The following is a 25,622-nucleotide window of genomic DNA, read 5'->3' on the forward strand; positions in this document are numbered from 1 at the left end:
GTCAGCCTGCCGCTTCGACGGCCGCTTCGACTGCCACTTCAACCGCCGCGATTGCGCGCAGGATTTCCTCGCTGGTCGCAGGCGCGTTCAGTGGCGGATTGACGCGGTGCCCGCCGACTGCGGAAATCGCATCGCGGATGGCAAAGAACACCGAGAACGGCAACAGCAGCGGCGGTTCGCCCACCGCTTTCGAGCGATGGATCGAATCCTCCACATTGCGGTTCTGGAACAGCTTGACGCGGAAGTCTTCCGGGCAATCGGAAATGCCGGGAATCTTGTAGGTGGACGGTGCGTGCGTCATCAGCTTGCCGGCGCCGTTCCACCACAACTGCTCGGTGGTCAGCCAGCCCATGCCCTGGATGAAGGCGCCTTCGACCTGGCCGATATCGATGGCCGGGTTCAGCGACTGGCCGGCATCGTACAGCGCATCGGCACGCAGCAGCTTCCATTCGCCGGTCAGTGTATCGACCACTACTTCAGCCACCGCAGCGCCGTAAGCGTAGTAAGAGAACGGATGGCCGTTCATGGTCTTCGGGTCCCAGTGCAGGTTCGGCGTCGCATAGTAGCCGTCGGACCACAGCTGCACGCGGGCCAGGTAAGCCTTTTGCACCAGCGCTTCGAACGGCACGCTCTGGCCGTTCACGTGAACCTCGTTGGCGAAGAAACGCACATCGGCCGCTTCGCCGCCCAGCGTTTTCGCGGCAAATGCCGCCAGCCGTTCGCGGATCTGGCGCGCCGCATCCTGCGCGGCCTTGCCGTTCAGGTCTGCGCCGGTGGAAGCTGCCGTGGCTGAAGTATTTGCCACCTTACTGGTATCGGTCGCCGTGATGCGCACACGCTCCAGGTCCAGGCCCAGTTCGTGGGCAACCACCTGCAGCACCTTGGTGTTGATGCCCTGCCCCATTTCGGTACCGCCGTGATTGACCAGCACCGAACCGTCGACATACACATGCACCAGCGCGCCGGCCTGGTTCAGGTGGGTCACGTTGAAGGCAATGCCGAATTTGACCGGGGTCAGCGCCAGGCCGCGCTTCAGCACCGGGCTGGCCGCGTTGTAGGCCGCCACCGCAGCGCGGCGGTCACGGTATTCGCTGCTTTGCTCCAGCTCCGCCACCAGCTCATGGATCACGTTATCGACGATCACCTGGCCATACGGCGTTGCATTGCGCTCGGTCTTGCCATAGAAATTCAGGCGGCGGATATCCAGCGCATCCTGCCCGAGATTACGCGCGATTTCGTCGATCACGTACTCGATCGCGATCGCGCCCTGCGGGCCGCCGAAACCGCGGAAGGCGGTGTTCGACTGGGTATTGGTCTTGCCGCAGGCGGCGTGGATCTCCACGTCCGACAGGTAGTAGGTATTGTCGAAGTGGCAGACCGCGCGGGTCGCCACGGGGCCCGACAGGTCGGCCGAGTAGCCTGCACGCGAAGTCATGTCGACCTTGGCCGCCACGATGCGGCCAGTGTCGTCGTAACCCACTTCGTATTCATAATAGAAGCAGTGGCGCTTGCCGGTCACCATCATGTCGTCGTCGCGGTCGGCGCGCAGCTTGACCGGCTTGCCGGTGCGCGCGGCAGCGATGGCCGCTGCGGCAGCCCACAGCGCCGATTGCGATTCCTTGCCGCCAAAGCCGCCACCCATGCGGCGGCATTCGACCGTCACATGATGCGAGTGCAAGCCCAGTGCGTGCGCCACCACGTGCTGCATCTCGCTTGGGTGCTGGGTCGAGCATTGCACCAGCATGGCCCTGCCTTCTTTCGGGATGGCGTAGGCGATCTGGCCTTCCAGGTAGAACTGCTCCTGGCCGCCGACGTAGAGCTGGCCCTTGACCGTATGCGGCGCCTTTTCGAACGCCGCTTGTGCGTCGCCCCGCAGCAGTTTCATTGGCGGCAGCACGTAGGAAGCGGCAGCCTTGGCTTGCTGGGGAGTCAGGATGGCCGGCAGCTCTTCGTAGCCGACCACCCCGCGCTTGGCCGCACGGCGGGCATTGGTGTGCGAATCGGCCACCACGATGAAGATCGGCTGGCCGACGTACTGCACCAGGCCATCGGCCAAGATCGGGTCGTCGTGGATGATCGGGCCGCAGTCATTGGTGCCCGGGATATCGGACACCGTGTACACCGCCACCACGCCGGGCGCGGCGCGCACCGCGTCCAGGTCCAGCGAGGTAATGCGGGCATGGGCCTTGGACGACAGGCCAAGCGCAGCATGCAGGGTGCCCTGCACTTCCAGGATGTCGTCGGTATAAGTCGCCTGGCCCAGCACGTGCAGCTCGGCCGATTCGTGCGTGCGCGGAATGCCGACACCAGTCCAGGTGGCGGCCTTCAGTTCAGGAGTGACGGGATGGTTCATGCTGTCTCCTTACGCACTGACGGCAAAAGCGTTGACGGCATCGGCCGCCAGCGGCGCATCGTTGCGCGTCTCAAGCCAGAAGCGGCGCAGCAGGTTCTGCGCCGTCTTCATCCGGTATTCGCTGCTGGCGCGCATATCGCTCAACGGTGCGTAGTCGCACGCCAGTGCCGCCATGGCGTCGGCCAGCGCAGCCTCGCTCCAGGCGCGCCCGTTCAGCGCGGCTTCCGCCTGTGCCGCGCGCTTCGGCGTCGCAGCCATGCCGCCGAAAGCGATGCGCGCTTCGGCGATTGCATCGCCGTCCATGCGGAAAGCAAAGGCGGCGCAGACGGCGGAAATATCCTGGTCGAAGCGCTTGGCCAGCTTGTAGGTGCGGAAGCGCACGTCCCCGCGCGGTAGCGGCACACGCACCGCCTGGACAAATTCGCCCGGCTGCAGGTCCTTCTTCATGTAATCAAGATAGAAATCTTCCAGCGCCAGCACGCGTTCGCCGGCCGAACCGCACAGCACCACTTGCGCGCCGAGAGCGATCAGCCATGGCATCGAATCGCCGATCGGCGAGCCGTTGGCGACATTGCCGCCCAGCGTGCCCGCATTACGGATCGGCAGCGAGGCGAAACGCTGGCGCAGCTCACCCAATTCATTCGGGTAGTGCCGGCACAGCGCGTTGTAGGCGTCTTCCAGCGACACGCCGGCGCCGATTTCGATGGCGCCATCGTCCACGCGCAGCACTTTCAGCGCATCCACATGGCCGAGGTAAATGATGTCGCCCAGCTCGCGCATCTGCTTGGTGACCCACAGGCCAACGTCAGTGGAACCGGCCAGCAGCACGGCAGACGGGTTGGCTGCGCGCAGCTGGATCAGTTCATCAAGGGTGCGCGGGGCCAGGAAGGTCTGGCCGTGTGCGCTGTAGACGGCCAGCGAATCGCGTTTCAACGCTTCGAGCTGTTCGGCCACACGGGCTGCGTCGAATTCGACTTTCGGCAGTTCGACCATGCGCTGGGCGGCGTCGATGATCGGGCGGTAGCCGGTGCAGCGGCACAGGTTGCCCGACAGGCAATCGTCGATTTCCTTGCGCGAGGCGCACTGGCCTTCTTTTTTCAGGTACAGGCCCCACAGCGACATGGCGAAGCCCGGCGTGCAGAAGCCGCACTGCGAGCCATGGCATTCGACCAGCGCCTGCTGCACCGGGTGCAGGGCGCCATCGGCCTGTTGCAGGTCTTCCACGGTGAACAGGGCCCTGCCGTCCAGCGTCGGGGTGAACTGGATGCAGGAATTAACCGCTTTCAGTTCCAGCTTGCCGTCGACCACGCTGCCCAGTACCACGGTGCAGGCGCCGCAGTCTCCTTCGGCGCAGCCTTCCTTGGTGCCGGTGCAGTGCAAGTCTTCGCGCAGGTGCTGCAACACAGTCTGCGTCGGGGCGGCGTCCCGTACTTCATGTACGGCGCCGCGGTAGTAAAAGCGGATCGGTTCTGACATCTTGTCCTCGCAGGTCTCCTAGCTTGCAAGATAACATTACCGCACCCCAGCCATATAAGAAAACTCTGATTTTGAATATCAGGCGTTTCGCATATAAGGGTGATGCTTGTGCCAGTGCTCGGCAATGTCGATGCGGCGCGTGATCCACACCTTGTCGTGGCTTTGCACATAGTCAAGGAAGCACGCCAATGCGGCAGCGCGCGCCGGACGTCCGACCAGGCGGCAATGCAGGCCGATAGACAACATTTTCGGCTGGTTCAGGCCGTTCGGGTCCCCTTCCTTATAGAGTACGTCGAATGCGTCCTTGAGGTAATCGAAGAATTGGGTGCCGCTGTTAAAGCCTTGCATGGCGGCAAAGCGCATATCGTTGGTGTCCAGGGTGTACGGCACGATCAGCTGCGGCGTGACGGCCGGCTTGCCATCGGCGCCGGTGTGCGCCACTTCCTGCCAGAACGGCAAGTCGTCGCCGTAATAGTCGGCGTCGTAGCGGAAACCGCCATGTTCGACCACCAGGCGGCGCGTATTGGGCGAGTCGCGCCCGGTGTACCAGCCCAGCGGTGCGCTGCCGGTCAGCTCCTTGATGATCTGCACCGCTTCCCTCATGTGGGCGCGCTCGGTTTCCTCGTCCATGTTCTGGTAGGTGATCCAGCGTAGGCCGTGGCAGGCGATTTCGTGGCCCAGCTCCTGGAATGCCGCCACCGCTTCCGGATGGCGTTGCAGTGCCATCGACACGCCAAAAATGGTCAGTGGCAGCTTGCGCTCTTCGAACATGCGCAGGATGCGCCACAGGCCGGCGCGCGAACCGTATTCATAGATCGATTCCATGCTCATGTGGCGGTTCTGAAACGCTGCCGCGCCGATGATCTCGGACAGGAAGGTCTCTGAAGCCGGGTCGCCGTGCAGCACGCAGTTTTCCCCGCCCTCTTCGTAATTCAGCACGAATTGCAGGGCCACGCGGGCCTGGCCCGGCCATTGCGCATGGGGTGGATTGGGGCCGTAGCCAACGAGGTCGCGCGGATAGTTGCTCATGATGGTCCGTGATCAAAGGTATATCCACCATAATATATTGGCGTTATGGCACCGGTATATGATCTGCCGGATAAGCAAAATAAGGAATACAAAATGGGAAAACTGAGCACTCACGTCCTGGATACCGCCAACGGCCGCCCCGCCGCCGGGGTGCGTGTCGCGCTGTACCGCGCCGATGGCTCGCTGGTGAAGGAAGATGTGACCAATGCCGACGGTCGCTGCGGCGCGCCGTTATTGGAAGGGGCCACCATGCAGCCGGGCCAGTACCGGCTGGTGTTTGGCGCCGGCGACTATTTCGCCGCAGCGGGCGTGGAATTGCCAGAGCCCCGCTTTATCGATGAAGTGACGATCGCCTTCGGCATCGCGCACGCCGACCAGAACTACCACGTGCCGCTGGTGGTGTCGCCCTGGTCGTATTCAACGTACCGCGGCAGCTAGTCGCGCAGCATGACGGCGCGCTCGCCGCGCCGGGCTTTCCGCTGGAGCTGCATCAGGCCATACAGCAAAGCCTCCGGCGTCGGCGGGCAGCCCGGCACGTAGACATCGACCGGCACGATGCGGTCGCAGCCGCGCACCACTGAATACGAGTAGTGGTAATAGCCGCCGCCATTGGCGCAGGAACCCATCGACACCACGTAGCGCGGTTCGGCCATCTGGTCGTACACCTTGCGCATGGCACGCGCCATCTTGTTGGTCAGGGTGCCGGCCACGATCATCAGGTCGGCCTGGCGCGGCGAAGGCCGCGGGCACATGCCGAAGCGGTCCATGTCATAGCGTGCCGACGCGGCTTCCATCATCTCCACCGCGCAGCAGGCCAGCCCGAAGCTCAGGTACCACAGGCTGTTGGTGCGCACCGTTTCCATCAGCGAGTCCAGCGAAGTGAGCACGTAACCGTCGCGCTCCAGAGTAGCTTCCAGTTCCATTTGGTTCCCCTTTCAGTAGCGTCGCTACGATAGCGGGGAGTGCATGGAAAATATTGTATGGATGCGACACGTGCGGCGCTTAATAGTCCTCGCGGGTGACGATGGCACGCGAGGCGTCGTCGTAGCGCAGCAGGCGCAAGGCGCCGCTGGCATCGGTCGCCGCTTCCATCAGGGCCTTGGGCGCAAGTCCTGTGAACAGCACGAAGTCGCGCACCATATGCGCCTGGTCGTGGTAACCGCAATCGACCGCCAGCCGGGTCAGCCCGCCGTGCCGCAATGGCGTGGCAATCATGCGCGACAGGGCACGAATGTAGCGCATCATGCGGCGGCCGTCGCGGATGCTTTGGCCATAGCTGGCCATCACGCGCCGCTCAAGCTGGCGCACGCTGATGCCGAAGCGGCTGGCTATTGCATCATTAGGAAGGGCCAGCAATGCCGGCGGCAGTATGAACGGCGCCGCACCGCGTGCCAGCCGCTCTTCACGCGCCGCCAGGCGCTGCATCAGCCAATCGCACACCAGCGCCACCCAGCGCGCACTGTCGGTGCTGGCGCGCAAGCGCTCTTCCAGCGTCGCCGCGCCCTGCCACTCGGGGGCGGCATCGGCCAGCGGCACCACGGCGTCACGCAATTCACCCAGCGGGATATCGAACAGGCGGCCGAACTGGCCCGACTCGATGACGACGCTGATGAAGGTGGTGCCGGGTTCCCACACCGCAGGAAAGTGCTGCGTCAGCGGGCCGGTGACAAAAGGTTCGGCATGCAGCCGCTCGCGCCCGCCGGCATCGGCAAAGCGCGAGCCGCCACGGATGAAGAAGGTGAGCATGGCGCAGGGTGAGGCCGGCACCAGCACCGCTCCCGGGCTGGACAGCTCAATATGGAAATACCGCACCACCCGCGCCAAGCCGGGCGGCGGGGCAATCGCTAGTCGCAGCGGTTCGCTGCTCGTCTCTGGGGTGCGCATCCAGCCATTATAGAAGAATGTGGTTCGGGCAAGGCCTATGGCAAAATCAGCACTTTTTCCAAGGAATAAGATGGCCCCAACTTTTCGGGTCCTGGTGCAAGGGCTGTTGCCCGGGCATGTGCGCGCAGAATCCGTGGCGCGCCTGGCTGCACTGTTCAAGCGTGATGCCAGCCAGATGGAAGCCATGCTCGATAGCGGGCCAATGGTAGTCAAGAAAAACGTTGCGCGCGAAGTCGCCTTGCAGTACGTGGATGCCCTGGCGCGCTGCGGCTGCGCCGCCGGCATCGAGGCCGAGCAGGCAACGCCGGCGGTGGATCGCAACGCGATCCTGCCGCAATTGCAGCGCGCCGATGCGCGCGGTGACGCTGCTGAACAGGCCTTGCGGATCAGCTTGCCAGGCGACCTGGCCCTCGGCTTTTATGCCGACGGCCCGTCCGGCCGCTCGACGATCAACCACGGCATGCTGGCCGCCCTCGGCCTGACAGTCGAGGAATTGCAGGACATTGCCGCGCACAACCTGTATGCCAAGGTACGTCCCCAGTTACAGTTCGAGCGGGTGGCAATGCAGGGACCCACGGGCGAAACCGGGCCCGGCTTTTTCCACTACCTGACGGCCGGCGAGGGCCTGTCCGCCACCTGCATGCTGCTGTCCCCGATCTGGGACCACATCGGCCACCTGGTACAGGGGCGCTTCCGCATCGCCATCCCCAATGCCGACACATGCCTGTTCTGCGGCTCCGATGAAGAACTGACTGTTGCAATGATGACCGATATCGCCGACGACATCTGGCGTGAGTCCGGCGACAAGGCCCTGTCCAGGCAGATATTCACGCTGGATGGCGCCGGCCTGCTTGCCGTGGTGCCGGATGCCGGCCTGGCCCACAAGAAGTCTTCCGTTATCGATCCCCGCAGCAGGGCTTCCGACCCCGGCCTGCTGCAACTGTCGCAGGCCCGCTTGCGCCAGCTCCAGCGCGAACTGTTCGAACCAAGCCAGGAACTGAACGCGGCCGACCGCCAGGCCTGGCTGCAATTGTTCGAAGAACAGTTGGCGCGCGGCGATAGCCGTGCGGCGATCGTGCTGGACCCGGAGCGCGCTGTGGTGGCCGCCTATACCGACGAGCTCGATTGCGTGGTCCTGTTGCAGTTCGACCCGCAACTGGCCCGCCTGCACGGCTGGCAGGAAGGCAGCCGCCTGCTGACCGTCAACCTGTATGTGCCACGCCAGCATGGCCTGGCAGGCGACGTGAAGCCGGGCCCGGCCGACACCGGCACCTATGGCAACTTCCGCCCCATGATCGCCGACCTGCTGACGGACGACCAGCGGCGCCTGGCAGACCGCAAGGCGCAGATCGACGAAGCCGAATGGCAGCGCATCTTGCTGCAAGGCCGCCATGCCTGGCACGACGAACGCCGCACTCCGCGCGATGGCCGCCCCCTGCATTGCGGCACGCCGGTCGAGCAGCCCATCCCGGCGCCGCGCCAGCAACCAACCGGCAATGGCGCCAGGGGCGGCCTGTTCGCCCGCCTCGCCCGCCTCGCCAAGCGGCTGATGTCGCGCGGCTAGGCGGAGCGCCGGAGCGTCCGGGCCAGCCCGGACGCCATGTTAGAATCGTCCTCTTACTGACTCGTCATTACGACCTTGGATACCGTTCCCTTGTGGGCGCAATTTGCCGTCCTCGCCTTCCTGATTCTCGCCTCGGCCTTCTTTGCCATGGCCGAAACCGCCCTGATGGCGGCCAATCGCTTCCGCCTGCGCCACCAGGCCAAACGCGGCAGCCGCCGCGCCATCGCCACCCTGTGGCTGCTCGAACGTACCGAACAACTGCTGTCGCTGGTCCTGCTTGCCAACACCCTGATCAACGCCATGGCCATTGCCCTGGCCACTGCCATCGCGATTACCCAGTTCGGACTGGAACAGCATGTGATCCTGCTGTCGACCGTGATCGTGGTATTCATCCTGATCGTGCTGGCCGAAATTTCGCCGAAGATAGTCGGCGCGCGCTACGCCGACCAGATCGTGCTGCCGGCTTCTTTCGTGCTGCGCCCGCTGCTCTCGGTGTCCAAGCCGCTGCTGTGGTTCGTGCACCTGTTCGTCAACACCTTGCTGCGCCTGTTCCGCATCAAGCCCACCGGCCAGATCCACGAGGGCAAGCTGTCGCCGGACGAATTGCGCTCGGTGCTGCTGGAAAACGGCAGCTTCATCCCGAAAAAGCACAAGAGCATCCTGCTCAACCTGTTCGACCTCGACACCATTTCGGTGGAAGACATCATGACCCCGCGCGCCCATATCGAGGCGCTCGACCTGGCCATGCCGGTGGACGACATCAAGTCCCAGCTCACCACCTGCTTCCACAACAAGCTGCCGGTGTGTGACGGCGAAATCAACCGGATTGTCGGCATCCTGCACGTGCGCAAGGCCATCGCCCTGCTGAACGAACAGGATGAACTGACGGTCGAACACTTCCGCAAGCTGCTGTCCGAGCCCTTCTTCATCCCGCAGGACACGCCAGCCTTCGCCGCCCTGCAGAACTTCCAGGAGAACAAGGAACGCCTGGCCATCGTGGTCGACGAGTATGGCGAGGTGCAGGGCCTGGTCACGCTGGACGACATCATCGAGGAAATGATCGGTGAATTCACCACCTCCACCCCAAGCGCGGCGCGGGCCGACAGCTTCGGCTGGGACGAGCACGGCGAATGCCTGCTGGAAGGCAGCACGGCATTGCGTGACATAAACAAGCGTCTGGGTTTAAACTTTCCTCTGGATGGGCCCAAGACCCTGAACGGCATGCTGTTAGAAGTTTTACAAGAAATTCCCGACGCCCCCATTTCCGTCAAAGTGGGTTCCTGCATCGTGGAAGTGGTGCAAGCGCAAGACCAGGCCATTAAAGTAGTGAAATTACGACGTCCGGAGCCGCGCCAGGCAGAGTGAACTGTGCGGACCTTTACAAAAATGATGCCTACAGGCATCATCCGGAGACTCACTCTTTATTAACATTCTGATAGTGCGCTCCTATGGCAGCAGTCCAACCCAACTCGGCGTCCGGCTCCCCTATGCCGGGATTGGCCCGAGCCCTCATGCAAGCGGGGCGTCTTACCCTGCCGCAAGCGGACGCGCTGAACAAAAAGGCTATTGCCGAAAAGTCCACGTTTATTGATGTGCTGCTGGCTGGCGGCACCATTAACGCGCGCGATCTGGCTCTCTTCTGCGCCGAAACCTTCGCCTACCCGCTGCTCGACCTGAGCGCCATCAACACGGAAGTCCTGCCGCCCAAGGCCATCGATATCCGCCTGATGGCCACCCAGCGCGTGATTCCGCTGGCCAAGCGCGGCAACAAAATGTCGGTAGCGCTGTCCGACCCAACCAATACCCAGGCCCTGGACCAGATCAAGTTCCAGGCCGAATCCACGGTGGAACCGGTGATTGTGCAGCACGACGTGCTGCTCAAGATGCTGGAAACCCTGACCAAGAGCTCGACCCAGACCGTCCTCGACATGGCGGGCGACGAAGGCGACATCGAGTTCGCCGAAGACGACAGCTCGGCCCAGGCGCCGGGCGCCGCGGCTGCCGACGCCGAGGTGGAAGACGCCCCGATCGTGCGTTTCCTGAACAAGATGCTGATGGATGCGGTCAATATGGGCGCCTCCGACTTGCACTTCGAGCCTTACGAGAAGTTTTACCGCATCCGCTTCCGCGTCGACGGCAACCTGATGGAGCACGCCCAGCCGCCGACCTCGATCAAGGACAAGCTGGTATCGCGTATCAAGGTGTTGTCCAAGCTCGATATTTCGGAAAAACGCGTGCCGCAGGACGGCCGCATGCGCCTGATCGTGTCGTCCACCAAGACCATCGACCTGCGCGTATCGACCCTGCCGACCCTGTTCGGCGAAAAGACCGTGATGCGTATCCTGGATGCGACCCAGGCCCAGATGGGCATCGATTCGCTCGGCTACGACCCGGACCAGAAGGAAGTCCTGATGGACGCCGTGCACCGCCCTTACGGCATGGTGCTGGTGACCGGCCCGACCGGTTCCGGCAAGACGGTGTCGCTGTACACCTGCCTGAACATCCTGAACAAGCCCGGCATCAATATCTCGACCGCGGAAGACCCGGCCGAGATCAACCTGCCCGGCATCAACCAGGTCAACGTCAACGACAGGGCCGGCCTGACCTTCCCGGTTGCGCTGAAATCCTTCCTGCGCCAGGATCCGGACATCATCATGGTCGGTGAGATTCGTGACCTGGAAACGGCGGACATCGCGATCAAGGCCGCACAGACCGGCCACATGGTGTTCTCCACCCTGCACACCAATGACGCGCCGTCGACCCTGACGCGTCTGATGAACATGGGCGTCGCGCCCTTCAATATTGCCTCCTCGGTCATCTTGATCACGGCACAGCGCCTGGCGCGCCGGCTGTGCACCTGCAAGAAACCAATCGACATTGCGCCGGAACTGTTGGTGAAAGCCGGCTTCAAGAACGAGGACCTGGATGGCACCTGGAAACCTTACGGCCCGGTGGGCTGTGAGCGCTGCAACGGCTCGGGCTATAAAGGCCGGGTCGGTATCTACCAGATCATGCCGATCACGCCCGCGATCGAAGCATTGATCCTGGCAAATGGCAACTCGATGCAGATCGCGGCACAATCGGAAGCAGAAGGCGTCAAGTCGCTGCGCCAATCGGGCCTGGTCAAGGTCAAAAACGGACTGACCAGCCTGGAAGAAGTGCTGGGCTGCACCAACGAATAGGAAATTAGGATATGGCTACTGCGGGCACCGCAAAAGAACAGGTTTTCACGTGGGAAGGCAAGGATAAGACTGGCAAGACCGTGCGCGGAGAAATGCGCGCCGGCGGCGAGGCCGTGGTCAATGTAACCCTGCGCCGCCAGGGCATCATGGCCACCAAGATCAAGAAAAAGGTCTATCGCTCGGGCAAAAAGGTCAGCGAGAAAGACCTGACCCTGTTTACCCGCCAGCTGGCGACCATGATGAAGGCCGGCGTGCCGCTGCTGCAGGCCTTCGACATCGTCGGCAAGGGCCATTCCAATCCTTCGGTATCGAAACTGGTGCTGGACCTGCGCGCCGATATCGAGACCGGTACCAGCCTGAACATGGCGTTCCGCAAATACCCGCTGTATTTCGATCCGCTGTTCTGTAACCTGGTGGCCGCCGGCGAACAGGCCGGTATCCTGGAGGAACTGCTGACCCGCCTGGCGATCTACAAGGAAAAGACGCTGGCCATCAAGGGCAAGATCAAATCGGCCCTGACCTACCCGGTCGCCGTGCTTGGCGTGGCATTCATCGTCACGGCCGTGATCATGATCTGGGTGGTGCCGGCCTTCAAGGAGGTATTCTCCAGCTTTGGTGCCGACTTGCCGGCGCCGACCGTGTTCGTCATGACGCTGTCGGAATACTTCGTCAAATACTGGTACATCATCTTCGGCACGCTGTTTGGCGGCCTGTACTTCTTCTTCCAGAGCTGGCGCCGTTCCGTCAAGATGCAGGCGTCGATGGACCGCCTGCTGCTGAAGGTTCCGGTGTTCGGCGAGGTGATCCGCAAGGCCACCGTGGCACGCTGGACCCGTACCCTGTCCACCATGTTCGCCGCCGGCGTGCCGCTGGTGGAGTCGCTGGATTCGGTGGGCGGCGCAGCCGGCAACCACGTCTACATGGAAGCAACCAAGAAGATCCAGACCGAAGTCAGCACCGGTACCAGCCTGACCGTGGCAATGCAAAACGCCGACGTGTTCCCGAGCATGGTGACCCAGATGGTGGCCATTGGCGAAGAATCCGGCGCGCTGGATGCGATGCTGAGCAAGGTCGCCGACTTCTACGAGGAAGAAGTGGATGAGGCAGTATCGCAGCTTTCGAGCCTGATGGAACCGATGATCATGGTGATCCTGGGTGTCCTGATCGGCGGTCTGGTGGTTGCGATGTACCTGCCAATCTTCAAACTCGGTTCGGTGGTGTAATCAGCATGCAAGACGTCTTCATGCTGTTCTCGCCGCCTGCCACGCTGGCCGCCGCCGTGGTGGCCGGCATCCTCGGCCTGCTGATCGGCAGTTTCCTGAACGTGGTGATCCACCGCGTTCCGGTCATGATCCAGCGCGAGATCGACAGCGTTTGCGCCTGCGAGCGCGACGAAGAGGAGCCCCATCCGGAGCGCTACAACCTGGTGGTGCCGCGTTCGGCGTGCCCGCACTGCGGCCACCAGATCACGGCGCTGGAAAATATTCCGGTCATCAGCTGGCTGGTACTGCGCGGCAAATGCAGCGCCTGCAAGGCGCCGATTTCGGCGCGCTACCCGGCCATCGAGATGCTGACCGCCGTGCTGTCCGCGGGGCTGGTGTGGCACTTCGGCTCCGGCTGGGCCGGCATGGCCGCCGTGGTCTTTGGCTGGCTGCTGCTCGCAATGACCTTCATCGACCTCGACACCCAGTACCTGCCGGACGACCTGACCTACCTGCTGCTGTGGCTTGGCCTGCTGGTCAACGTCAAAGGCCTGTTCGTGCCGCTGCCGGATGCGGTGCTGGGCGCAGCCGCCGGTTATCTGACGCTGTGGACCGTGTACTGGATCTTCAAGCTGGTGCGCAACAAGGAAGGCATGGGCTATGGCGACTTCAAGCTGCTGGCCGCACTGGGCGCCTGGATGGGCTGGCAGATGCTGCCGGCGATTATCCTGTTGTCCTCGGTGGTAGGTTCAGTGATTGGCATCGGCATCATCGTCGCCTCGCGCCTGGGCTTCGACCACAAGATCCCGTTCGGCCCTTACCTTGCCGGCGCCGGCCTGGTGGCGCTGCTGTACGGACAGCAAATCACCAGCTTCCTTTACGGAGTACCGGGCTGACATGCCGGCGCGCTTCGTGGTCGGCCTGACAGGCGGCATCGGCAGCGGTAAAAGCCTGATTGCCAATATGTTTGCCGACCGCGGCGCCAGCATCGTCGACACCGACCAGATTGCCCACTCCCTGACCGGGCCCAATGGCGCCGCCATGCCCGACATCCTGGCCGAATTCGGCCCCTATATGGCTGACAGCCACGGCGCCATGGACCGCGCCAAAATGCGCGAACTGGTGTTCCGCGAACCGCCTGCCAAGCGCCGGCTGGAAGCCATCCTCCACCCCATGATCCGCGACGCTACCCTGGCCGCCGCCGCCGCCGCCAGCGGCGACTATGTGATGCTGGCGATTCCCCTGCTGGTCGAATCCGGCGCCTGGAAACAGCGCGTCAACCGCGTGCTGGTGATCGACTGTCCGGAAGAAGTCCAGGTGGCGCGCGTGATGGCGCGCAACGGCCTGGCGGAAGACCAGGTGCGGGCCATCATGGCGACCCAGGTGCCGCGCGCAGTGCGTTTGGCGGCTGCCGACGATGTCATAGACAATGGCGGCCGGATCGACGCTTTAACCCCTCAAGTAGACCGTTTGCATGGTTTTTATCAGCAATATTTGTAATTTTGCTTCGCATAGTTCAGAATCACGAGATTATTAATAGGTCTTCCACACGAGGGATGCTTTGATCGTTTACGAATATCCTTTCAATGAGCGCATCCGCACCTTGCTGCGCCTGGAGGATTTATACGAGAAATTCAAGTTCTTCGTGCATCAGGAACACCCGATGCAGCACCACGTCGCTCTGGCCACCATCTTCGACATGCTTGAAGTGGCCGGGCGCGCCGACCTCAAATCCGACCTGTTGCAGGAACTCGAACGCCAGCGCCAAAGCCTGCTTGGCTACCGCTCCAATCCGAATGTCCAGGCCGACATGCTGGACGCCATCCTCAGCGAACTCGACAGCGTTTCAAGCGCCCTGGTCGCCTCGCAAGGTAAGACCGGCCAGAACGTGCGCGACAATGAATGGCTGATGAGCATCCGCGGCCGCACCATCATTCCCGGCGGCGCCTGCGAATTCGACCTGCCCTCTTACTATGCCTGGCAAAAGCAGCCGGCCGAAAAGCGTTTCAACGATATCGTCACCTGGTTCAATCCACTGGCGCCCTTGTTCGACGCGCTGGCCCTGGTGTTGCGCCTGCTGCGCGATTCCGGCGCACCGGTGAAGATGATTGCTAATGCGGGCAGTTACCAGCAAATGCTGCAAGGCAAGGTCTACCAGATGCTGCGCCTGTCGGTTGACGGCGCGCTGGGTGCGATCCCCGAGATTTCGGCCAATAAATACATGCTGTGGGTGCGCTTCACTTCCCAGGGCGGCGACCTGAAACCCAAGCCGCTGGAAGAAGATGTACCATTCGAGCTCACCCTCTGTAATTTCTAAGCACCATGCCTACTGTCGTTGAATGCCCCACCTGCCATGCCAAGGTAGAGTGGACGGAAGCCAATCAATTCCGCCCTTTCTGCAGCGAACGCTGCAAGATGATCGACCTTGGCGCCTGGGCCGAGGAAAAGTACACCATCCCCGGCACCGCGCCGACCGATCCGCTCGACGAAGACAAGCAATAAGAAAGTCGGGGTCAGCTCCGGCAATCGGACATTAAGCTCCTCGAGAAGCCGGAGCTGACCCCGACTTTTAATATCGTACTTTGTCGAGCCATTCCAGCAAGGGAATGGTGGCTGGCAGCAGCGGCTCCACGCCTACCGTTCCCTGCCAGGCAAAGGCCTGGCCTTCCAGGCTTTGCGGCTCGCCGCTCCATTCGCGGCTGATGAAGAAATGCAGCCGCACGTGCGCGTGTTCGTACACGTGCTCTACGCCGCACCATTCTTCGGCGCTCAGGATATGGATGCCCAGTTCCTCCACGAACTCGCGCTTGAGCGCTTCGATGATGGTTTCGCCCGGGTCGACTTTCCCGCCCGGGAATTCCCAGTAGCCGGCATAAGGCTTGCCTTCCGGGCGCTGGCCGAGCAGGACATCGCCATTGGCCTGCATCAGGATGCCGACCGCAACATCAATCGGGCGTTGCTGCGCGCCGCTCATTTCAGCCTCCCCGCATAGTCGCGCGCGAACTGCCACGCCACGCGGCCGGAACGCGAGCCACGCTGCAGCGCCCATTGCAGTGCTTCGGCGCGCGCGTCGGCAATTTGCGGCACGCTGCAGCCAAAGGCGGCCAGCCAGTGCGCCACGATGCCCAGGTAATCGTCCTGCTTGAACGGGTAGAACGACAGCCACAGGCCAAATCGCTCGGACAACGAAATTTTCTCCTCCACCGTTTCGCCCGGATGCAGGTCGCCATCCTCATCATGCTTGTATGAAGCGTTGTCCGACATGCGTTCGGGCATCAGGTGGCGGCGGTTGGAGGTGGCGTAGATCAGCACATTGTCGATCACCGCCGATACCGAACCATCCAGAGCCACCTTCAGCGCCTTGTAGCCGCTCTCCCCTTCCTCGAACGACAGGTCGTCGCAGAACACCACAAAGCGTTCAGGGCGGCCTGCCACCAGGTCCATGATGTCTGGCAGGTCATGCAGGTCTGCCTTGTCGACTTCGATCAAGCGCAGGCCTTGCGGTGCGAACGCCGCCAGGCAGGCCTTGATCAGCGAAGACTTGCCGGTACCGCGCGCGCCGGTCAGCAGCACGTTGTTGGCAGGCTTGCCTTCCACGAACTGGCGCGTGTTCTGCTCGATCTGCGCCTTCTGACGGCCAACGTGCTGCAAGTCGTCGAAGGCGATTTGCGCAGGACGCAGCACCGGCTGGAGATAGCCGGTGTGGCCCCGCTTGCGCCAGCGGAAAGCGGTGGAAGCCTTCCAGTCCGGCTTGGCAGCTGCCGGTGGAACGATGGCTTCCACGCGCGCCAGCAGAGCCTCGGCGCGCTTGAGGAATTGGTCGAGTTGGGCAGACATCCGCTCAGGAACGGTAGTCGGCGTTGATCGACACGTAGTCGTGCGACAGGTCGCAGGTGTAGACGGTGGCAGCGGCAGCGCCGCGCGCCAGCTTCACGCGCACGGTAATTTCGCTTTGCTTCATCACGCGCTGGCCCTGCTCTTCCTGGTAGTCCGGATTGCGGCCGCCGTCCTTGGCCACCCACACGTCGTCCAGGTAGAGGTTGATCTTGCTGACGTCCAGGTCGTCCACGCCGGCATAGCCGATGGCGGCCAGGATGCGGCCCAGGTTAGGGTCGGAAGCGAAGAAAGCAGTCTTCACCAGCGGCGAATGGCCGATCGAGTAAGCGATCTTGCGGCATTCGGCGGCGTCCTTGCCGTCTTCCACGGTGATGGTCATGAACTTGGTGGCGCCTTCGCCGTCACGCACGATGGCTTGCGCCAGGAATACCGACAGTTCGGTGACCGCGGCAGCCAGCGCCTTGTATTCAGGCGAGTCGACGGAATCGACCACCAGGGTTCCGGCGCCGGTGGCAACCAGCATGAAGGAATCGTTGGTCGAGGTGTCGCCGTCGATAGTGATGCAGTTGAAGGACTGGTCGGCCGCTTCCCTGACCAGCACGTCCAGTACCGGCTGCGATACCTTGGCGTCGAAGGCCAGGTAGCCCAGCATGGTGGCCATGTTCGGCTTGATCATGCCGGCGCCTTTCGAGATGCCGGTCATGGTGACTTGATGGCCGGCGATATCGACCGTGCGCGAGCCCGCCTTCGGCTGGGTGTCGGTGGTCATGATCGCTTCGGCAGCGTTGAACCAGTTATCCAGCTTGAGGTTCTGGATGGCTTTCGGCAGGCCGGCCACAATCTTCTCGACCGGCAGCGGCTCCAGGATCACGCCGGTGGAAAACGGCAGGATCTGCTGCGCGTCGCAACCCAGTTCCCTGGCCAGCGCAGCGCAGGTAGTGCGGGCATTGGCCAGGCCGGATTCGCCGGTGCCGGCATTGGCATTGCCGGTGTTGATCATCAGGGCGCGGATCGGCTTGCCGCCCGCTTTCACGGCCGCCAGGTTTTCCTTGGAGATCTGTACCGGTGCGGCGCAGAAGCGGTTCAGCGTGAACACGCCGGACACGGTGGCGCCATCGGCCAGCTTCAGGACCAGCACGTCCTTGCGGCCCGGCTTTTTGATACCGGCTTCGGCAAAGCCAAGCTCGATACCGGCGACCGGCTTCAGGTCGGCGGCGACAGGGATGGGGGAATTGACGGCCATGGTTTTCTTCTCAATCTTGATGGGGAACGAAGTAGTTATTTTAAACGCACGCGCATTTCAGTGCGCGGTGCAATATCGCTAATCAAAGAACTCCAAAATCCCACAGTTTCTAGAATCTGCTCTCTATTTGTGCAAGTTCAGATTCATTTTGGTGGAATTTTAGTTTATTCTAGGAAACTGCCATAAACAAAATGGCATGACTTTGGTGCGCTGCACTAACAATAAAACAACATTCGATCGGATCACTTTCATGAAGAAACAGCTTCTCGCCGCCGCCATGCTGGCTGCTACTGGCATGATGGCTCAGGCCGGTACTCTGGGCGACGGCAACCTGAGTATCAGTGGCTTTGGCACCCTGGGTGTAGCCAAGACCAACTCCGATGACGCGAAATTCGCGCGCTACAACCAGGCCGCGGGCACCGGTGACTCGCCGCGCATCGGCCTGGACAGCAACCTGGGCCTGCAAGCCACCTACGCCTTCAACGACAGCCTGTCGGGCACGGTGCAGGTACTGACCCGCAAGAACACCAGCCAGCAGTTCACCACCGACCTGACCTGGGGCTTCCTGAAATACAAACTGAACGACGAGACCAATGTGCGCCTGGGCCGCGTGGTGCTGCCTGCCTTCCTGATCTCGGACTACCAGAACGTTGGCTATGCCAACACCATGATGCGCCCGCCGATCGAAATGTACGGCCAGGCCCCGATCGAAAACATGGACGGTGCTGACGTCAACTGGCAGCACGCTTTCGGCGACACCAACGTCACCGTGCAGGGCTTTGGCGGCGTCAGCCGCGGCAAGCTGTACATCCCGACCGGCGGCGGCTCCGTCGCCAAGCACCAGTCGCCGGTTTTCGGCGCTGCCGTGACTGCCGAATACGGCCCGTTCACCGCCCGCCTGGCGCATGCCCGCGCCAAGATTGAAGTCAACAACCTGGCCCCGATCAACGCCCTGACCGGCGGCCTGGCTGCCACCGGTGTTCCAGCCGCGATCCAGCTCGCCGACGACCTGACGCTGAAGGGCGGCAAGAAGATGAGCTTCACCGAAATCGGCCTGACGATGGACTGGAAGAACATCGTGCTGCAAGCCGAATACGCCCAGCGCCGCGCCCACGAGCCGGTCTATATCCCTGAGACCAACTCGGGCTACATCATGGCCGGCTACCGCTTTGGCAAAGTACTGCCTTACTACGCCCACGCTTACTATAAGGGCCACGGCTCGTCCGTGACCGTGCCGACCGTGCCTGCTGCCCACCCATTGGCGCCAACTTTCGGCGCCGTGCGCGGCCTGCTGGTATCGCCAGAGCAGAAGTCCGACCTGGTCGGCATGCGCTGGGACTTCGCCAAGTCGCTGGCCCTGAAGGTACAGATCGACCACGTGAAGCCGCAAGTCAAAGGCGGCTCCCTGATCCTGCCGTCCGGCGTGATGACCTATGACAAGAGCGTCAACGTCTATGCCGCCGGCATCGACTTCGTCTTCTAAGGAGATATGGCCATGCAAAAAATCCTGACCGCCCTCCTCGCTTCGGCCCTGCTTGCCGCAGCCCTGCCGGCATCGGCCGAGATCGTCGTGATCGTCAACAAGGACAATCCGGCATCGCGCATGTTCTCGGAACAGGCGTCCCAATTCTTCCTCGGCAAATCGGCCATGTTCACCCCGGTGGACCAGTCGGAAGGCTCCAAGATTCGCACCGACTTCTACCAGAAAGTCGCCGACAAGGATCCAGCCCAGGTGAAAGCGATCTGGTCCAAGCTGGTATTTACCGGCAAGGCCACGCCACCGAAGGAATTCAAGTCCAACGCCGAGGTCAAAAAGGCCGTGGCGGACGATCCGAAAGCCATCGGCTACATCGACAAATCGGCTGTCGACGACAGCGTCAAGGTCATCCTGACCCTGCCATAAGCCGCAAACCTTTACTGCGCCCGCTACGCGCCCACGCCGCCCCGCAACAGCCGGGCGGCGTTTTTTTTAGATTTCGGCAACTTTCACTAATGAAGGGATACAATGTTCCGATAATCAAAAATTAACAAAGCTGGGGAGCACAACTTGAAGCTTTCGCTGCGCGCGAAATTCCTGCTGCTAAGCGCTTTCGTCCAGGCCATGGTGGTGGCCCTGTTGATCGGCAACAGCTTGCGCCTGATGACCAATGCCGTCAGCCGCAATGCCGACCGCGTCGCCCACGAATACGCCGTCAACCTCAACCTGACCCTGACGCCTTACGCCAGCAGCGGCCGGCTCGGCGAATTGCGCAGCTACTGGTCGGAAATGCTGTCCGACCCACGTGACAGCTTTCTGCGCTATATCGTGATTCTCGACGCCTCCGGCGAAACGGTGCTGGAAGCGGGCGAGCGCCCCGAGTTCATGCCGGAAGCGCTGCGCCAGGCGCAGCTGGGCGGTGGGGTGCGCACTTCCGTTGACGGCAACTTGCTGCACGCGCAGGCGCCGCTGCTGCTGAAAGATAACCAGGTGGGCATGCTGCACTTCGGTCTGTCCACCGTCGACCTGGTGACGGCGCGTGACGACGTGCTGCGCCAGGGCGGCCTGATCGCCCTGCTCGGATTCGCATTGGCCCTGCTGCTGTTCTACGCCATGACGCGCGGCGTTGGCAAGCGCCTGGGCGCCCTGGCCCAACACTCGGAAAAGCTGGCGCAAGGGCAGTTCAGCCAATTGCCAGAAAGCGGCGGCGACGAACTGGAAGTGGTGACCCACTCGCTCAACCTGATGAGCGCCGCGCTGCGCGAACGCATCGCCCAGCTCGAGGAGTCGCAACGCCGCCTGCGCGAGTCGGAAGAGCGCTTCCGCACCCTGTTCGACATGACGCCGCTGCCGCTGTCGGTCTCCGACCAGGAAGGCCGCATCATCGCTGCCAACCAGGCGCTGGCGCGCACCTTCGGCACCCCGCTGCACCAGCTGATTGGCCGCCGCTCGGACGAAGTGACCTTTTGGGCCACGCCAAACGAACGCCAGCGCATCTGGAACGAGTTCCGCCTGCATGGCGTGGTGCGCGGCGAGATGGCCGACGTGGTGCTGCCCGATGGCGGGCCGGGACAGGTGGCGATCTGGTCATCCTCCCTGCTCCTGGACGGCAAGCACGCCATCATCTGGGCCATACTCGACCTGACGCAGGAAATGAAGGCCAAGCAGCAATTGCGCGAATTGAACGACGCTTTGGAGTCGCGCGTGCGCGAACGCTCGGCCGCGCTGGAGCAGGCCAATCGCGACCTGTCGCATGCCCTGGAAACCGTGCAGCGCACGCAGCATGACCTGATCGCCTCGGAGAAAATGGCCTCCCTCGGCTCGCTCGTGGCCGGCATCGCACACGAACTGAATACGCCGATCGGCAACAGTCTGCTGGCCTCCACCGCGCTGGACGACCGCGTGAAGGAATTCAAACAGTCGGTTGCCGATGGCTCCGTGCGGCGCTCCACGCTGAATCACCACCTGGAAGAAGTGCAGCTCGCGTGCGGCCTGATTTCCAGCTCGCTGGAAAAAGCCGCCTCACTGATTGCCTCGTTCAAGCAGATTGCGGTGGATCAGACCAACGACCAGCGCCGCCATTTCCGTCTGCGCGCGGTCGCGCTCGACACCGCCGCGACTTATGCGCCACGCCTGCGCCGCAGCGCCATCCAGATGGATGTCGACGTGCCCTATGAGCTGGAGCTCGATTCCTATCCTGGCAGCGTCTATCAGATCTTCAATAACCTGATCAACAACGCCCTGATGCACGCTTTCGAAGGCCGCAACTGCGGCCGCATCTGGCTGTCCGCACGCATTGTCGAAGACGGCCAGATCGAAATCGTTTTCCGCGACGACGGCGCCGGCATGCCGGAAGAAGTGCAGCGCAAAGTCTTCGACCCGTTCTTCACCACCAAGATGGGCAGTGGCGGCACGGGCCTGGGCATGAACATCGTCTACAACATCGTCACCGGCGTGATGGGCGGGCGCATCGCGATCGATTCGGCGCCGGGCGAAGGTACCACGGTCCGAATAGCGCTCCCGACCAGCTCACCGCAAAAGGACTAGGCGGCGGCCTGCGATCCTGATGTGCCCAGCAAACCCTGCTCGCGAATGAAGCTGACGACCTCCTGCACGCCCTGCCCGCTGCGCAAATTGGTAAACACGAAAGGACGTTCACCTCGCTGCCGCGCGGCGTCGCGTGCCATGACTTCCAGGTCGGCGCCTACATGTGGCGCCAGGTCGGTCTTGTTGATGATCAGCAGGTCGGAGCGCGTGATGCCGGGCCCGCCCTTGCGCGGAATCTTTTCACCGCCCGCCACATCGATGACATACAAGGTCAGGTCCGATAGCTCCGGACTGAAAGTCGCGGCCAGATTGTCGCCCCCGGATTCGACCAGGATCAGGTCGAGCGCCGGGAAATCTGCCTGCAAGCGCGCGATCGCTTCCAGATTGATCGATGCGTCCTCGCGAATAGCTGTGTGCGGGCAGCCGCCCGTCTCCACGCCCATCAGGCGCTCCGGCGGCAGCGCCTGGGCGCGCAACAGGATTTCCATGTCTTCACGGGTGTAGATGTCGTTAGTGATGACGGCCATGTCGTAATCGTCGCGCATGGCCTTGCACAGCATTTCGCAGAGGGCGGTCTTGCCGGAGCCGACCGGTCCGCCGATGCCAACGCGCAGGGGATTGGATGCCATAGTAATTCCTTTATGAACGGTAAAGCCTGCCGTGCTGCACTTCGTGCCGCATCGACAGCAGGGACAGCCCGGGCGCCCAGTTGGACATGTCTGCATCGTCCAGCGCCAGCGCGGACCGGGCAGCTTCCTCGATTTCCGGGCGCAGCGACAGCAGCAGTCGCTGGCCCGCCACCTGCCCCAGCGGGATGGATTTGACGCACACCAGCACCTGGTTCTCGGCCCAGCCGAACAGCATGGCCAGCAATGCCGCCTCGTGCGGGATGCCCAGCGCATGCACGGCCCGCGCCAGCGCCGCCAGGTAAGCCTCTTCACCCCCGGTGGCTGGCGCCAGCTCCAGTTCGGCCAGCAGGCGCGCCAGCGAAAAACCCATCTGCACCGATTCCGCGCGCAGTTCCGCCGTATCGCGCGACGCCAGGTAGCGCTCGGCCCAGCACGACGCCGCCTCTGCATCGCCTGCCGCGTGGGCACGCAGCAGGCGGCAGAACAGGGGGGCATCCCAGCGCGCCAGCACCTCATGCAGCATGCTGCACATCCAGGCACGCGCCGTGGCGGCATCATGCACGCTGCCCTCTTCCAACGCCGCCTCCAGGCCTTGCGAATAACTGTAGGCGCCAACCGGCAGCGCCGGGCTGGCGAATTGCAGCAGATGCAGCAGCGCCTGCGCCTCCATTGTCATGCATCCGCCGGACGATGAATCTTTTGCCGCAACGGCACTGGTGCCAGCGGGTGGCCATGCGCATGCCCGCCGGAATAGGCGCCGGCCTCCGGTTCGAACGCCGCCATGTCCTCCGTCACCACCGCGCCCAGGCCGGTCAGCATGTCGCGCAGCACAGGGTCGACGCGGATACGCAGGAAGCCGTCCCCTACCTCCACCTGGCTGTGGCGGTTGCCAAGGTGGAAAGCGCAGCGCAGCAAGCCATGCGCATCGGCGGCGCGCACGGTATAAATCGGCTCCGCAGCCGCGCGCACGCGCGCCACGAAGCCGGTTTCACCGGTCAGCAGGTCGCCGTCGCGCAGCACGGTGCCGCGCGCCGTGAACAGGGCAATCTCCTCTCCCGAGGCCAGGCGTGCCCGCTGGCGGCACTTCTCGCGCTGGTCATAAGTCAGTACCAGTTCGCCGTCGACGCCTTCGGCGGCGGCCAGTTTGGTGTGCAGGGTCAGCATGTTCATCCTCCATCAGAACAGGAAATAACGCTGCGCCATCGGCAGCACGGACGCGGCTTCGCACACCAGCAACTGGCCATCGGCTCGCACTTCATAAGTTTCAGGGTCGACCTCCATATGCGGGGTCGCGCCGTTGTGGACCATATCGGCTTTGCGCAGCTGGCGGGTGGCGCGCACCGGCACCACGCGCTTGGCCAGGCCAAGGCGCTGCGCCACGCCAGCTTCGAACGCCGTCTGCGAAACGAAGGTCAGCGACTTTTTCAGCCCGCCGCCGAAGGCGCCGAACATGGGCCGCATGTATACCGGCTGCGGCGTGGGAATCGAAGCGTTCGGATCGCCCATCTGGGCACATGCGATCATGCCTCCCTTCAGCACCATGGAAGGCTTGACGCCGAAGAAGGCCGGACGCCACAGCACCAGGTCCGCCAACTTGCCAACTTCCAGTGAGCCCACCACGTGCGAAACGCCATGCGCGATGGCGGGATTGATGGTGTACTTGGCCACGTAGCGCTTGACGCGCGTGTTGTCGTTGCGGCCATCGTCGCCCGGCAGCGGGCCGCGCTGCACTTTCATCTTATGCGCGGTCTGCCAGGTGCGCATGATGACTTCTCCAACACGACCCATGGCCTGCGAGTCCGATGACATCATCGAAATCGCACCCAGGTCGTGCAGGATGTCTTCCGCCGCAATGGTTTCGCGGCGGATGCGCGATTCGGCAAAGGCCACGTCCTCGGCGATGGCAGCGTCCAGGTGGTGGCACACCATCAGCATGTCCAGGTGCTCGTCCAGGGTGTTGACGGTGAAAGGGCGGGTCGGGTTGGTGGACGAAGGCAGCACATTCGACTGGCCGACCGCTGCAATAATGTCCGGCGCATGGCCGCCTCCGGCGCCTTCCGTGTGGAAGGTGTGGATGGTACGGTCCTTGAACGCCGCCAGCGTCGCTTCCAGGAAGCCGCCCTCATTCAGCGTGTCGGTATGGATGGCGACCTGCACGTCCATGCGGTCGGCCACCGACAGGCAGTTGTCGATCGCCGCCGGCGTGCTGCCCCAGTCCTCGTGCAGCTTCAGGCCGATGGCACCGGCCTCGACTTGTTCCTCCAGCGGGCGCGGCAGGCTCACATTGCCCTTGCCCAGGAAACCCAGGTTCATCGGGAAGGCATCGGCCGCCGCCAGCATGGCGTGGATGTGCCAAGGGCCGGGAGTGCAGGTGGTGGCCGCCGTACCGACGGCCGGTCCGGTGCCGCCGCCGATCATGGTGGTCACGCCCGATGCCAGCGCTTCTTCGATCTGTTGCGGGCAGATGAAATGGATGTGCGTATCGACTCCGCCGGCGGTAACGATCATGCCCTCGCCCGCAATGATTTCGGTAGCGCCGCCGATGGCCATCGTGACGCCGGGCTGGATGTCGGGATTGCCGGCCTTGCCGATGGCGGCAATCTGGCCATCCTTCAAGCCGATATCGGCTTTCACGATGCCCCAGTGGTCCAGGATCACGGCATTGGTGATCACCGTGTCCATCACGTCCCGGTGCGGCAGCTGGGATTGGCCCATGCCGTCGCGGATCACCTTGCCGCCACCGAATTTCACTTCTTCGCCGGGAATGGCGTAGTCATGCTCGATCTCGATAAACAGTTCGGTATCGGCCAGGCGGATACGGTCGCCCTTGGTCGGCCCGAACATTTCCGCATACGCCCGGCGCGAAATCCGGGCCATTATGCCTCCCCGTCCAATGCACCCATCACGCGGGCATTGAAGCCATACACATGGCGCGTGCCTGCCAGCGCCACCAGTTGCACCGTGCGGCGCTGGCCGGGCTCAAAGCGCACGGCAGTGCCGGCCGCGATATCGAGCCGCATACCGCGCGCCTGGCCGCGATCGAACTGCAGCGCCTCGTTCACTTCGAAAAAATGAAAATGCGACCCGACCTGCACCGGCCGGTCGCCGCTGTTGGCCACCACCAGGATGCAAGCGGCGCGGCCGGCATTGAGGGTGATGTCGCCTTCTTCAAGCAGGTATTCGCCAGGTATCATGCTGA

At 62.9% G+C, this 25,622-nt stretch carries 25 protein-coding genes; 12 read left to right on the plus strand and 13 right to left on the minus strand.

Annotated features, from left to right (window positions below; all coding sequences use genetic code 11):
• Position 1: 1 nt before the first annotated feature.
• From xdhB to puuE, 3 genes are all read right to left on the minus strand, one after another.
• Positions 2–2,353 (minus strand): xanthine dehydrogenase molybdopterin binding subunit, encoded by a 2,352-nt coding sequence (xdhB, locus tag ASD58_RS14620; RefSeq protein ID WP_057261883.1) that lies wholly within the window; start codon positions 2,351–2,353, stop codon positions 2–4.
• 9 nt (positions 2,354–2,362) lie between these two features.
• The gene (xdhA, locus tag ASD58_RS14625; RefSeq protein WP_057261884.1) at positions 2,363–3,829 is read right to left on the minus strand and encodes a xanthine dehydrogenase small subunit; all 1,467 of its coding nucleotides are present in this window, start codon (positions 3,827–3,829) and stop codon (positions 2,363–2,365) included.
• 78 nt (positions 3,830–3,907) lie between these two features.
• Positions 3,908–4,858, minus strand: a complete 951-nt coding sequence (gene puuE, locus ASD58_RS14630) for an allantoinase PuuE (RefSeq protein WP_057261885.1) — start codon at positions 4,856–4,858, stop codon at positions 3,908–3,910.
• Between the two features lie 93 nt (positions 4,859–4,951).
• On the opposite strand from puuE, the gene uraH reads away from it, so the two are divergent.
• Entirely contained in the window at positions 4,952–5,296 is a 345-nt protein-coding gene (gene uraH, locus ASD58_RS14635; RefSeq protein WP_057262104.1) for a hydroxyisourate hydrolase, read from the plus strand.
• Here uraH and ASD58_RS14640 read toward each other — a convergent pair.
• Together ASD58_RS14640 and ASD58_RS14645 are read right to left on the minus strand one after the other, a co-directional pair.
• Positions 5,293–5,781 carry an NADH-quinone oxidoreductase subunit B family protein gene (locus tag ASD58_RS14640; RefSeq protein ID WP_057261886.1) on the minus strand — a complete coding sequence of 163 codons (489 nt, stop codon included), beginning with the start codon at positions 5,779–5,781 and terminating at the stop codon, positions 5,293–5,295. The genes uraH and ASD58_RS14640 overlap by 4 nt on opposite strands.
• A gap of 79 nt (positions 5,782–5,860) precedes the next feature.
• On the minus strand, positions 5,861–6,742 hold the full coding sequence (locus tag ASD58_RS14645; protein ID WP_057261887.1) for an AraC family transcriptional regulator: 882 nt from the start codon (positions 6,740–6,742) through the stop codon (positions 5,861–5,863).
• A gap of 70 nt (positions 6,743–6,812) precedes the next feature.
• Here ASD58_RS14645 and ASD58_RS14650 point away from each other — a divergent pair, with 70 nt between their 5' ends.
• From ASD58_RS14650 to yacG, 8 genes are all read left to right on the plus strand, one after another.
• The gene (locus ASD58_RS14650; protein WP_057261888.1) at positions 6,813–8,306 is read left to right on the plus strand and encodes a hypothetical protein; all 1,494 of its coding nucleotides are present in this window, start codon (positions 6,813–6,815) and stop codon (positions 8,304–8,306) included.
• A gap of 75 nt (positions 8,307–8,381) precedes the next feature.
• On the plus strand, positions 8,382–9,671 hold the full coding sequence (locus ASD58_RS14655) for an HlyC/CorC family transporter (RefSeq protein WP_057261889.1): 1,290 nt from the start codon (positions 8,382–8,384) through the stop codon (positions 9,669–9,671).
• 83 nt (positions 9,672–9,754) lie between these two features.
• Positions 9,755–11,488 (plus strand): type IV-A pilus assembly ATPase PilB, encoded by a 1,734-nt coding sequence (pilB, locus tag ASD58_RS14660; RefSeq protein ID WP_057261890.1) that lies wholly within the window; start codon positions 9,755–9,757, stop codon positions 11,486–11,488.
• Positions 11,489–11,499: 11 nt separating this feature from the next.
• Complete coding sequence (locus ASD58_RS14665; RefSeq protein WP_057261891.1) at positions 11,500–12,711, plus strand: type II secretion system F family protein; 1,212 nt, start codon at positions 11,500–11,502, stop codon at positions 12,709–12,711.
• Between the two features lie 5 nt (positions 12,712–12,716).
• Positions 12,717–13,586: an A24 family peptidase gene (locus ASD58_RS14670; protein WP_057261892.1), complete on the plus strand. Its 870-nt coding sequence runs from the start codon at positions 12,717–12,719 to the stop codon at positions 13,584–13,586.
• A gap of 1 nt (position 13,587) precedes the next feature.
• Positions 13,588–14,190: a dephospho-CoA kinase gene (gene coaE, locus ASD58_RS14675; RefSeq protein WP_057261893.1), complete on the plus strand. Its 603-nt coding sequence runs from the start codon at positions 13,588–13,590 to the stop codon at positions 14,188–14,190.
• 61 nt (positions 14,191–14,251) lie between these two features.
• Complete coding sequence (gene zapD, locus ASD58_RS14680; protein ID WP_057261894.1) at positions 14,252–15,007, plus strand: cell division protein ZapD; 756 nt, start codon at positions 14,252–14,254, stop codon at positions 15,005–15,007.
• A gap of 5 nt (positions 15,008–15,012) precedes the next feature.
• Entirely contained in the window at positions 15,013–15,192 is a 180-nt protein-coding gene (gene yacG / locus ASD58_RS14685; protein WP_057261895.1) for a DNA gyrase inhibitor YacG, read from the plus strand.
• Positions 15,193–15,259: 67 nt separating this feature from the next.
• Here yacG and ASD58_RS14690 read toward each other — a convergent pair whose 3' ends face one another.
• From ASD58_RS14690 to argJ, 3 genes are read right to left on the minus strand one after another with little or no spacing between them, the layout of a single operon-like run.
• Positions 15,260–15,664 (minus strand): NUDIX domain-containing protein, encoded by a 405-nt coding sequence (locus tag ASD58_RS14690; protein ID WP_057261896.1) that lies wholly within the window; start codon positions 15,662–15,664, stop codon positions 15,260–15,262.
• Positions 15,661–16,527, minus strand: coding sequence for an ATP-binding protein (locus tag ASD58_RS14695; protein ID WP_057261897.1), 867 nt, complete (start codon positions 16,525–16,527; stop codon positions 15,661–15,663). The genes ASD58_RS14690 and ASD58_RS14695 overlap by 4 nt, the downstream gene beginning before the upstream one ends.
• 4 nt (positions 16,528–16,531) lie before the next feature.
• A complete protein-coding gene (gene argJ / locus ASD58_RS14700) occupies positions 16,532–17,770 on the minus strand; it encodes a bifunctional glutamate N-acetyltransferase/amino-acid acetyltransferase ArgJ (RefSeq protein WP_057261898.1) in 1,239 nt (412 codons plus the stop codon).
• A gap of 250 nt (positions 17,771–18,020) precedes the next feature.
• Between argJ and ASD58_RS14705 the strand changes: the two genes are divergently transcribed.
• The 3 genes from ASD58_RS14705 (at position 18,021) to ASD58_RS14715 (ending at position 21,794) form a co-directional block, all read left to right on the plus strand.
• Entirely contained in the window at positions 18,021–19,253 is a 1,233-nt protein-coding gene (locus tag ASD58_RS14705) for a porin (RefSeq protein WP_057262105.1), read from the plus strand.
• 12 nt (positions 19,254–19,265) lie between these two features.
• Positions 19,266–19,673, plus strand: coding sequence for a hypothetical protein (locus tag ASD58_RS14710; RefSeq protein ID WP_057262106.1), 408 nt, complete (start codon positions 19,266–19,268; stop codon positions 19,671–19,673).
• Positions 19,674–19,817: 144 nt separating this feature from the next.
• Positions 19,818–21,794 carry an ATP-binding protein gene (locus ASD58_RS14715; protein WP_057261899.1) on the plus strand — a complete coding sequence of 659 codons (1,977 nt, stop codon included), beginning with the start codon at positions 19,818–19,820 and terminating at the stop codon, positions 21,792–21,794.
• Here the strand turns inward: ASD58_RS14715 and ureG are convergent.
• The 5 genes from ureG to ASD58_RS14740 are packed head-to-tail and all read right to left on the minus strand — an operon-like array spanning position 21,791 to position 25,617.
• Positions 21,791–22,423 carry an urease accessory protein UreG gene (gene ureG, locus ASD58_RS14720; RefSeq protein WP_057261900.1) on the minus strand — a complete coding sequence of 211 codons (633 nt, stop codon included), beginning with the start codon at positions 22,421–22,423 and terminating at the stop codon, positions 21,791–21,793. The genes ASD58_RS14715 and ureG overlap by 4 nt on opposite strands.
• 10 nt (positions 22,424–22,433) lie before the next feature.
• The gene (locus tag ASD58_RS14725) at positions 22,434–23,093 is read right to left on the minus strand and encodes an urease accessory protein UreF (protein WP_057261901.1); all 660 of its coding nucleotides are present in this window, start codon (positions 23,091–23,093) and stop codon (positions 22,434–22,436) included.
• Positions 23,094–23,095: 2 nt separating this feature from the next.
• Positions 23,096–23,587, minus strand: coding sequence for an urease accessory protein UreE (gene ureE, locus ASD58_RS14730; RefSeq protein ID WP_057261902.1), 492 nt, complete (start codon positions 23,585–23,587; stop codon positions 23,096–23,098).
• Between the two features lie 12 nt (positions 23,588–23,599).
• Positions 23,600–25,300: an urease subunit alpha gene (ureC, locus tag ASD58_RS14735; RefSeq protein WP_057261903.1), complete on the minus strand. Its 1,701-nt coding sequence runs from the start codon at positions 25,298–25,300 to the stop codon at positions 23,600–23,602.
• Complete coding sequence (locus tag ASD58_RS14740) at positions 25,300–25,617, minus strand: urease subunit beta (RefSeq protein WP_057261904.1); 318 nt, start codon at positions 25,615–25,617, stop codon at positions 25,300–25,302. The genes ureC and ASD58_RS14740 overlap by 1 nt, the downstream gene beginning before the upstream one ends.
• Between the last annotated feature and the right edge of the window lie 5 nt (positions 25,618–25,622).

The sequence above is a fragment of the Duganella sp. Root1480D1 genome (assembly GCF_001427305.1).
Taxonomy (GTDB): Bacteria; Pseudomonadota; Gammaproteobacteria; order Burkholderiales; family Burkholderiaceae_D; genus Rugamonas.

What these genes read in the sequence shown, in the direction of transcription:
- ASD58_RS14645 (WP_057261887.1), bottom strand. Translation starts at nt 6,742, where the DNA reads ATGCGCACCCCAGAGACGAGCAGCGAACCGCTGCGACTAGCGATTGCC.
- ASD58_RS14690 (WP_057261896.1), bottom strand. Translation starts at nt 15,664, where the DNA reads ATGAGCGGCGCGCAGCAACGCCCGATTGATGTTGCGGTCGGCATCCTG.
- argJ (WP_057261898.1), bottom strand. Translation starts at nt 17,770, where the DNA reads ATGGCCGTCAATTCCCCCATCCCTGTCGCCGCCGACCTGAAGCCGGTC.
- puuE (WP_057261885.1), bottom strand. Translation starts at nt 4,858, where the DNA reads ATGAGCAACTATCCGCGCGACCTCGTTGGCTACGGCCCCAATCCACCC.
- ASD58_RS14650 (WP_057261888.1), top strand. Translation starts at nt 6,813, where the DNA reads ATGGCCCCAACTTTTCGGGTCCTGGTGCAAGGGCTGTTGCCCGGGCAT.
- pilB (WP_057261890.1), top strand. Translation starts at nt 9,755, where the DNA reads ATGGCAGCAGTCCAACCCAACTCGGCGTCCGGCTCCCCTATGCCGGGA.
- ASD58_RS14640 (WP_057261886.1), bottom strand. Translation starts at nt 5,781, where the DNA reads ATGGAACTGGAAGCTACTCTGGAGCGCGACGGTTACGTGCTCACTTCG.
- ureE (WP_057261902.1), bottom strand. Translation starts at nt 23,587, where the DNA reads ATGCTGACCCTGCACACCAAACTGGCCGCCGCCGAAGGCGTCGACGGC.
- ureG (WP_057261900.1), bottom strand. Translation starts at nt 22,423, where the DNA reads ATGGCATCCAATCCCCTGCGCGTTGGCATCGGCGGACCGGTCGGCTCC.
- ASD58_RS14725 (WP_057261901.1), bottom strand. Translation starts at nt 23,093, where the DNA reads ATGGAGGCGCAGGCGCTGCTGCATCTGCTGCAATTCGCCAGCCCGGCG.
- ASD58_RS14665 (WP_057261891.1), top strand. Translation starts at nt 11,500, where the DNA reads ATGGCTACTGCGGGCACCGCAAAAGAACAGGTTTTCACGTGGGAAGGC.
- yacG (WP_057261895.1), top strand. Translation starts at nt 15,013, where the DNA reads ATGCCTACTGTCGTTGAATGCCCCACCTGCCATGCCAAGGTAGAGTGG.
- ASD58_RS14670 (WP_057261892.1), top strand. Translation starts at nt 12,717, where the DNA reads ATGCAAGACGTCTTCATGCTGTTCTCGCCGCCTGCCACGCTGGCCGCC.
- ASD58_RS14695 (WP_057261897.1), bottom strand. Translation starts at nt 16,527, where the DNA reads ATGTCTGCCCAACTCGACCAATTCCTCAAGCGCGCCGAGGCTCTGCTG.
- ureC (WP_057261903.1), bottom strand. Translation starts at nt 25,300, where the DNA reads ATGGCCCGGATTTCGCGCCGGGCGTATGCGGAAATGTTCGGGCCGACC.
- ASD58_RS14710 (WP_057262106.1), top strand. Translation starts at nt 19,266, where the DNA reads ATGCAAAAAATCCTGACCGCCCTCCTCGCTTCGGCCCTGCTTGCCGCA.
- xdhB (WP_057261883.1), bottom strand. Translation starts at nt 2,353, where the DNA reads ATGAACCATCCCGTCACTCCTGAACTGAAGGCCGCCACCTGGACTGGT.
- xdhA (WP_057261884.1), bottom strand. Translation starts at nt 3,829, where the DNA reads ATGTCAGAACCGATCCGCTTTTACTACCGCGGCGCCGTACATGAAGTA.
- coaE (WP_057261893.1), top strand. Translation starts at nt 13,588, where the DNA reads ATGCCGGCGCGCTTCGTGGTCGGCCTGACAGGCGGCATCGGCAGCGGT.
- ASD58_RS14705 (WP_057262105.1), top strand. Translation starts at nt 18,021, where the DNA reads ATGAAGAAACAGCTTCTCGCCGCCGCCATGCTGGCTGCTACTGGCATG.
- uraH (WP_057262104.1), top strand. Translation starts at nt 4,952, where the DNA reads ATGGGAAAACTGAGCACTCACGTCCTGGATACCGCCAACGGCCGCCCC.
- ASD58_RS14740 (WP_057261904.1), bottom strand. Translation starts at nt 25,617, where the DNA reads ATGATACCTGGCGAATACCTGCTTGAAGAAGGCGACATCACCCTCAAT.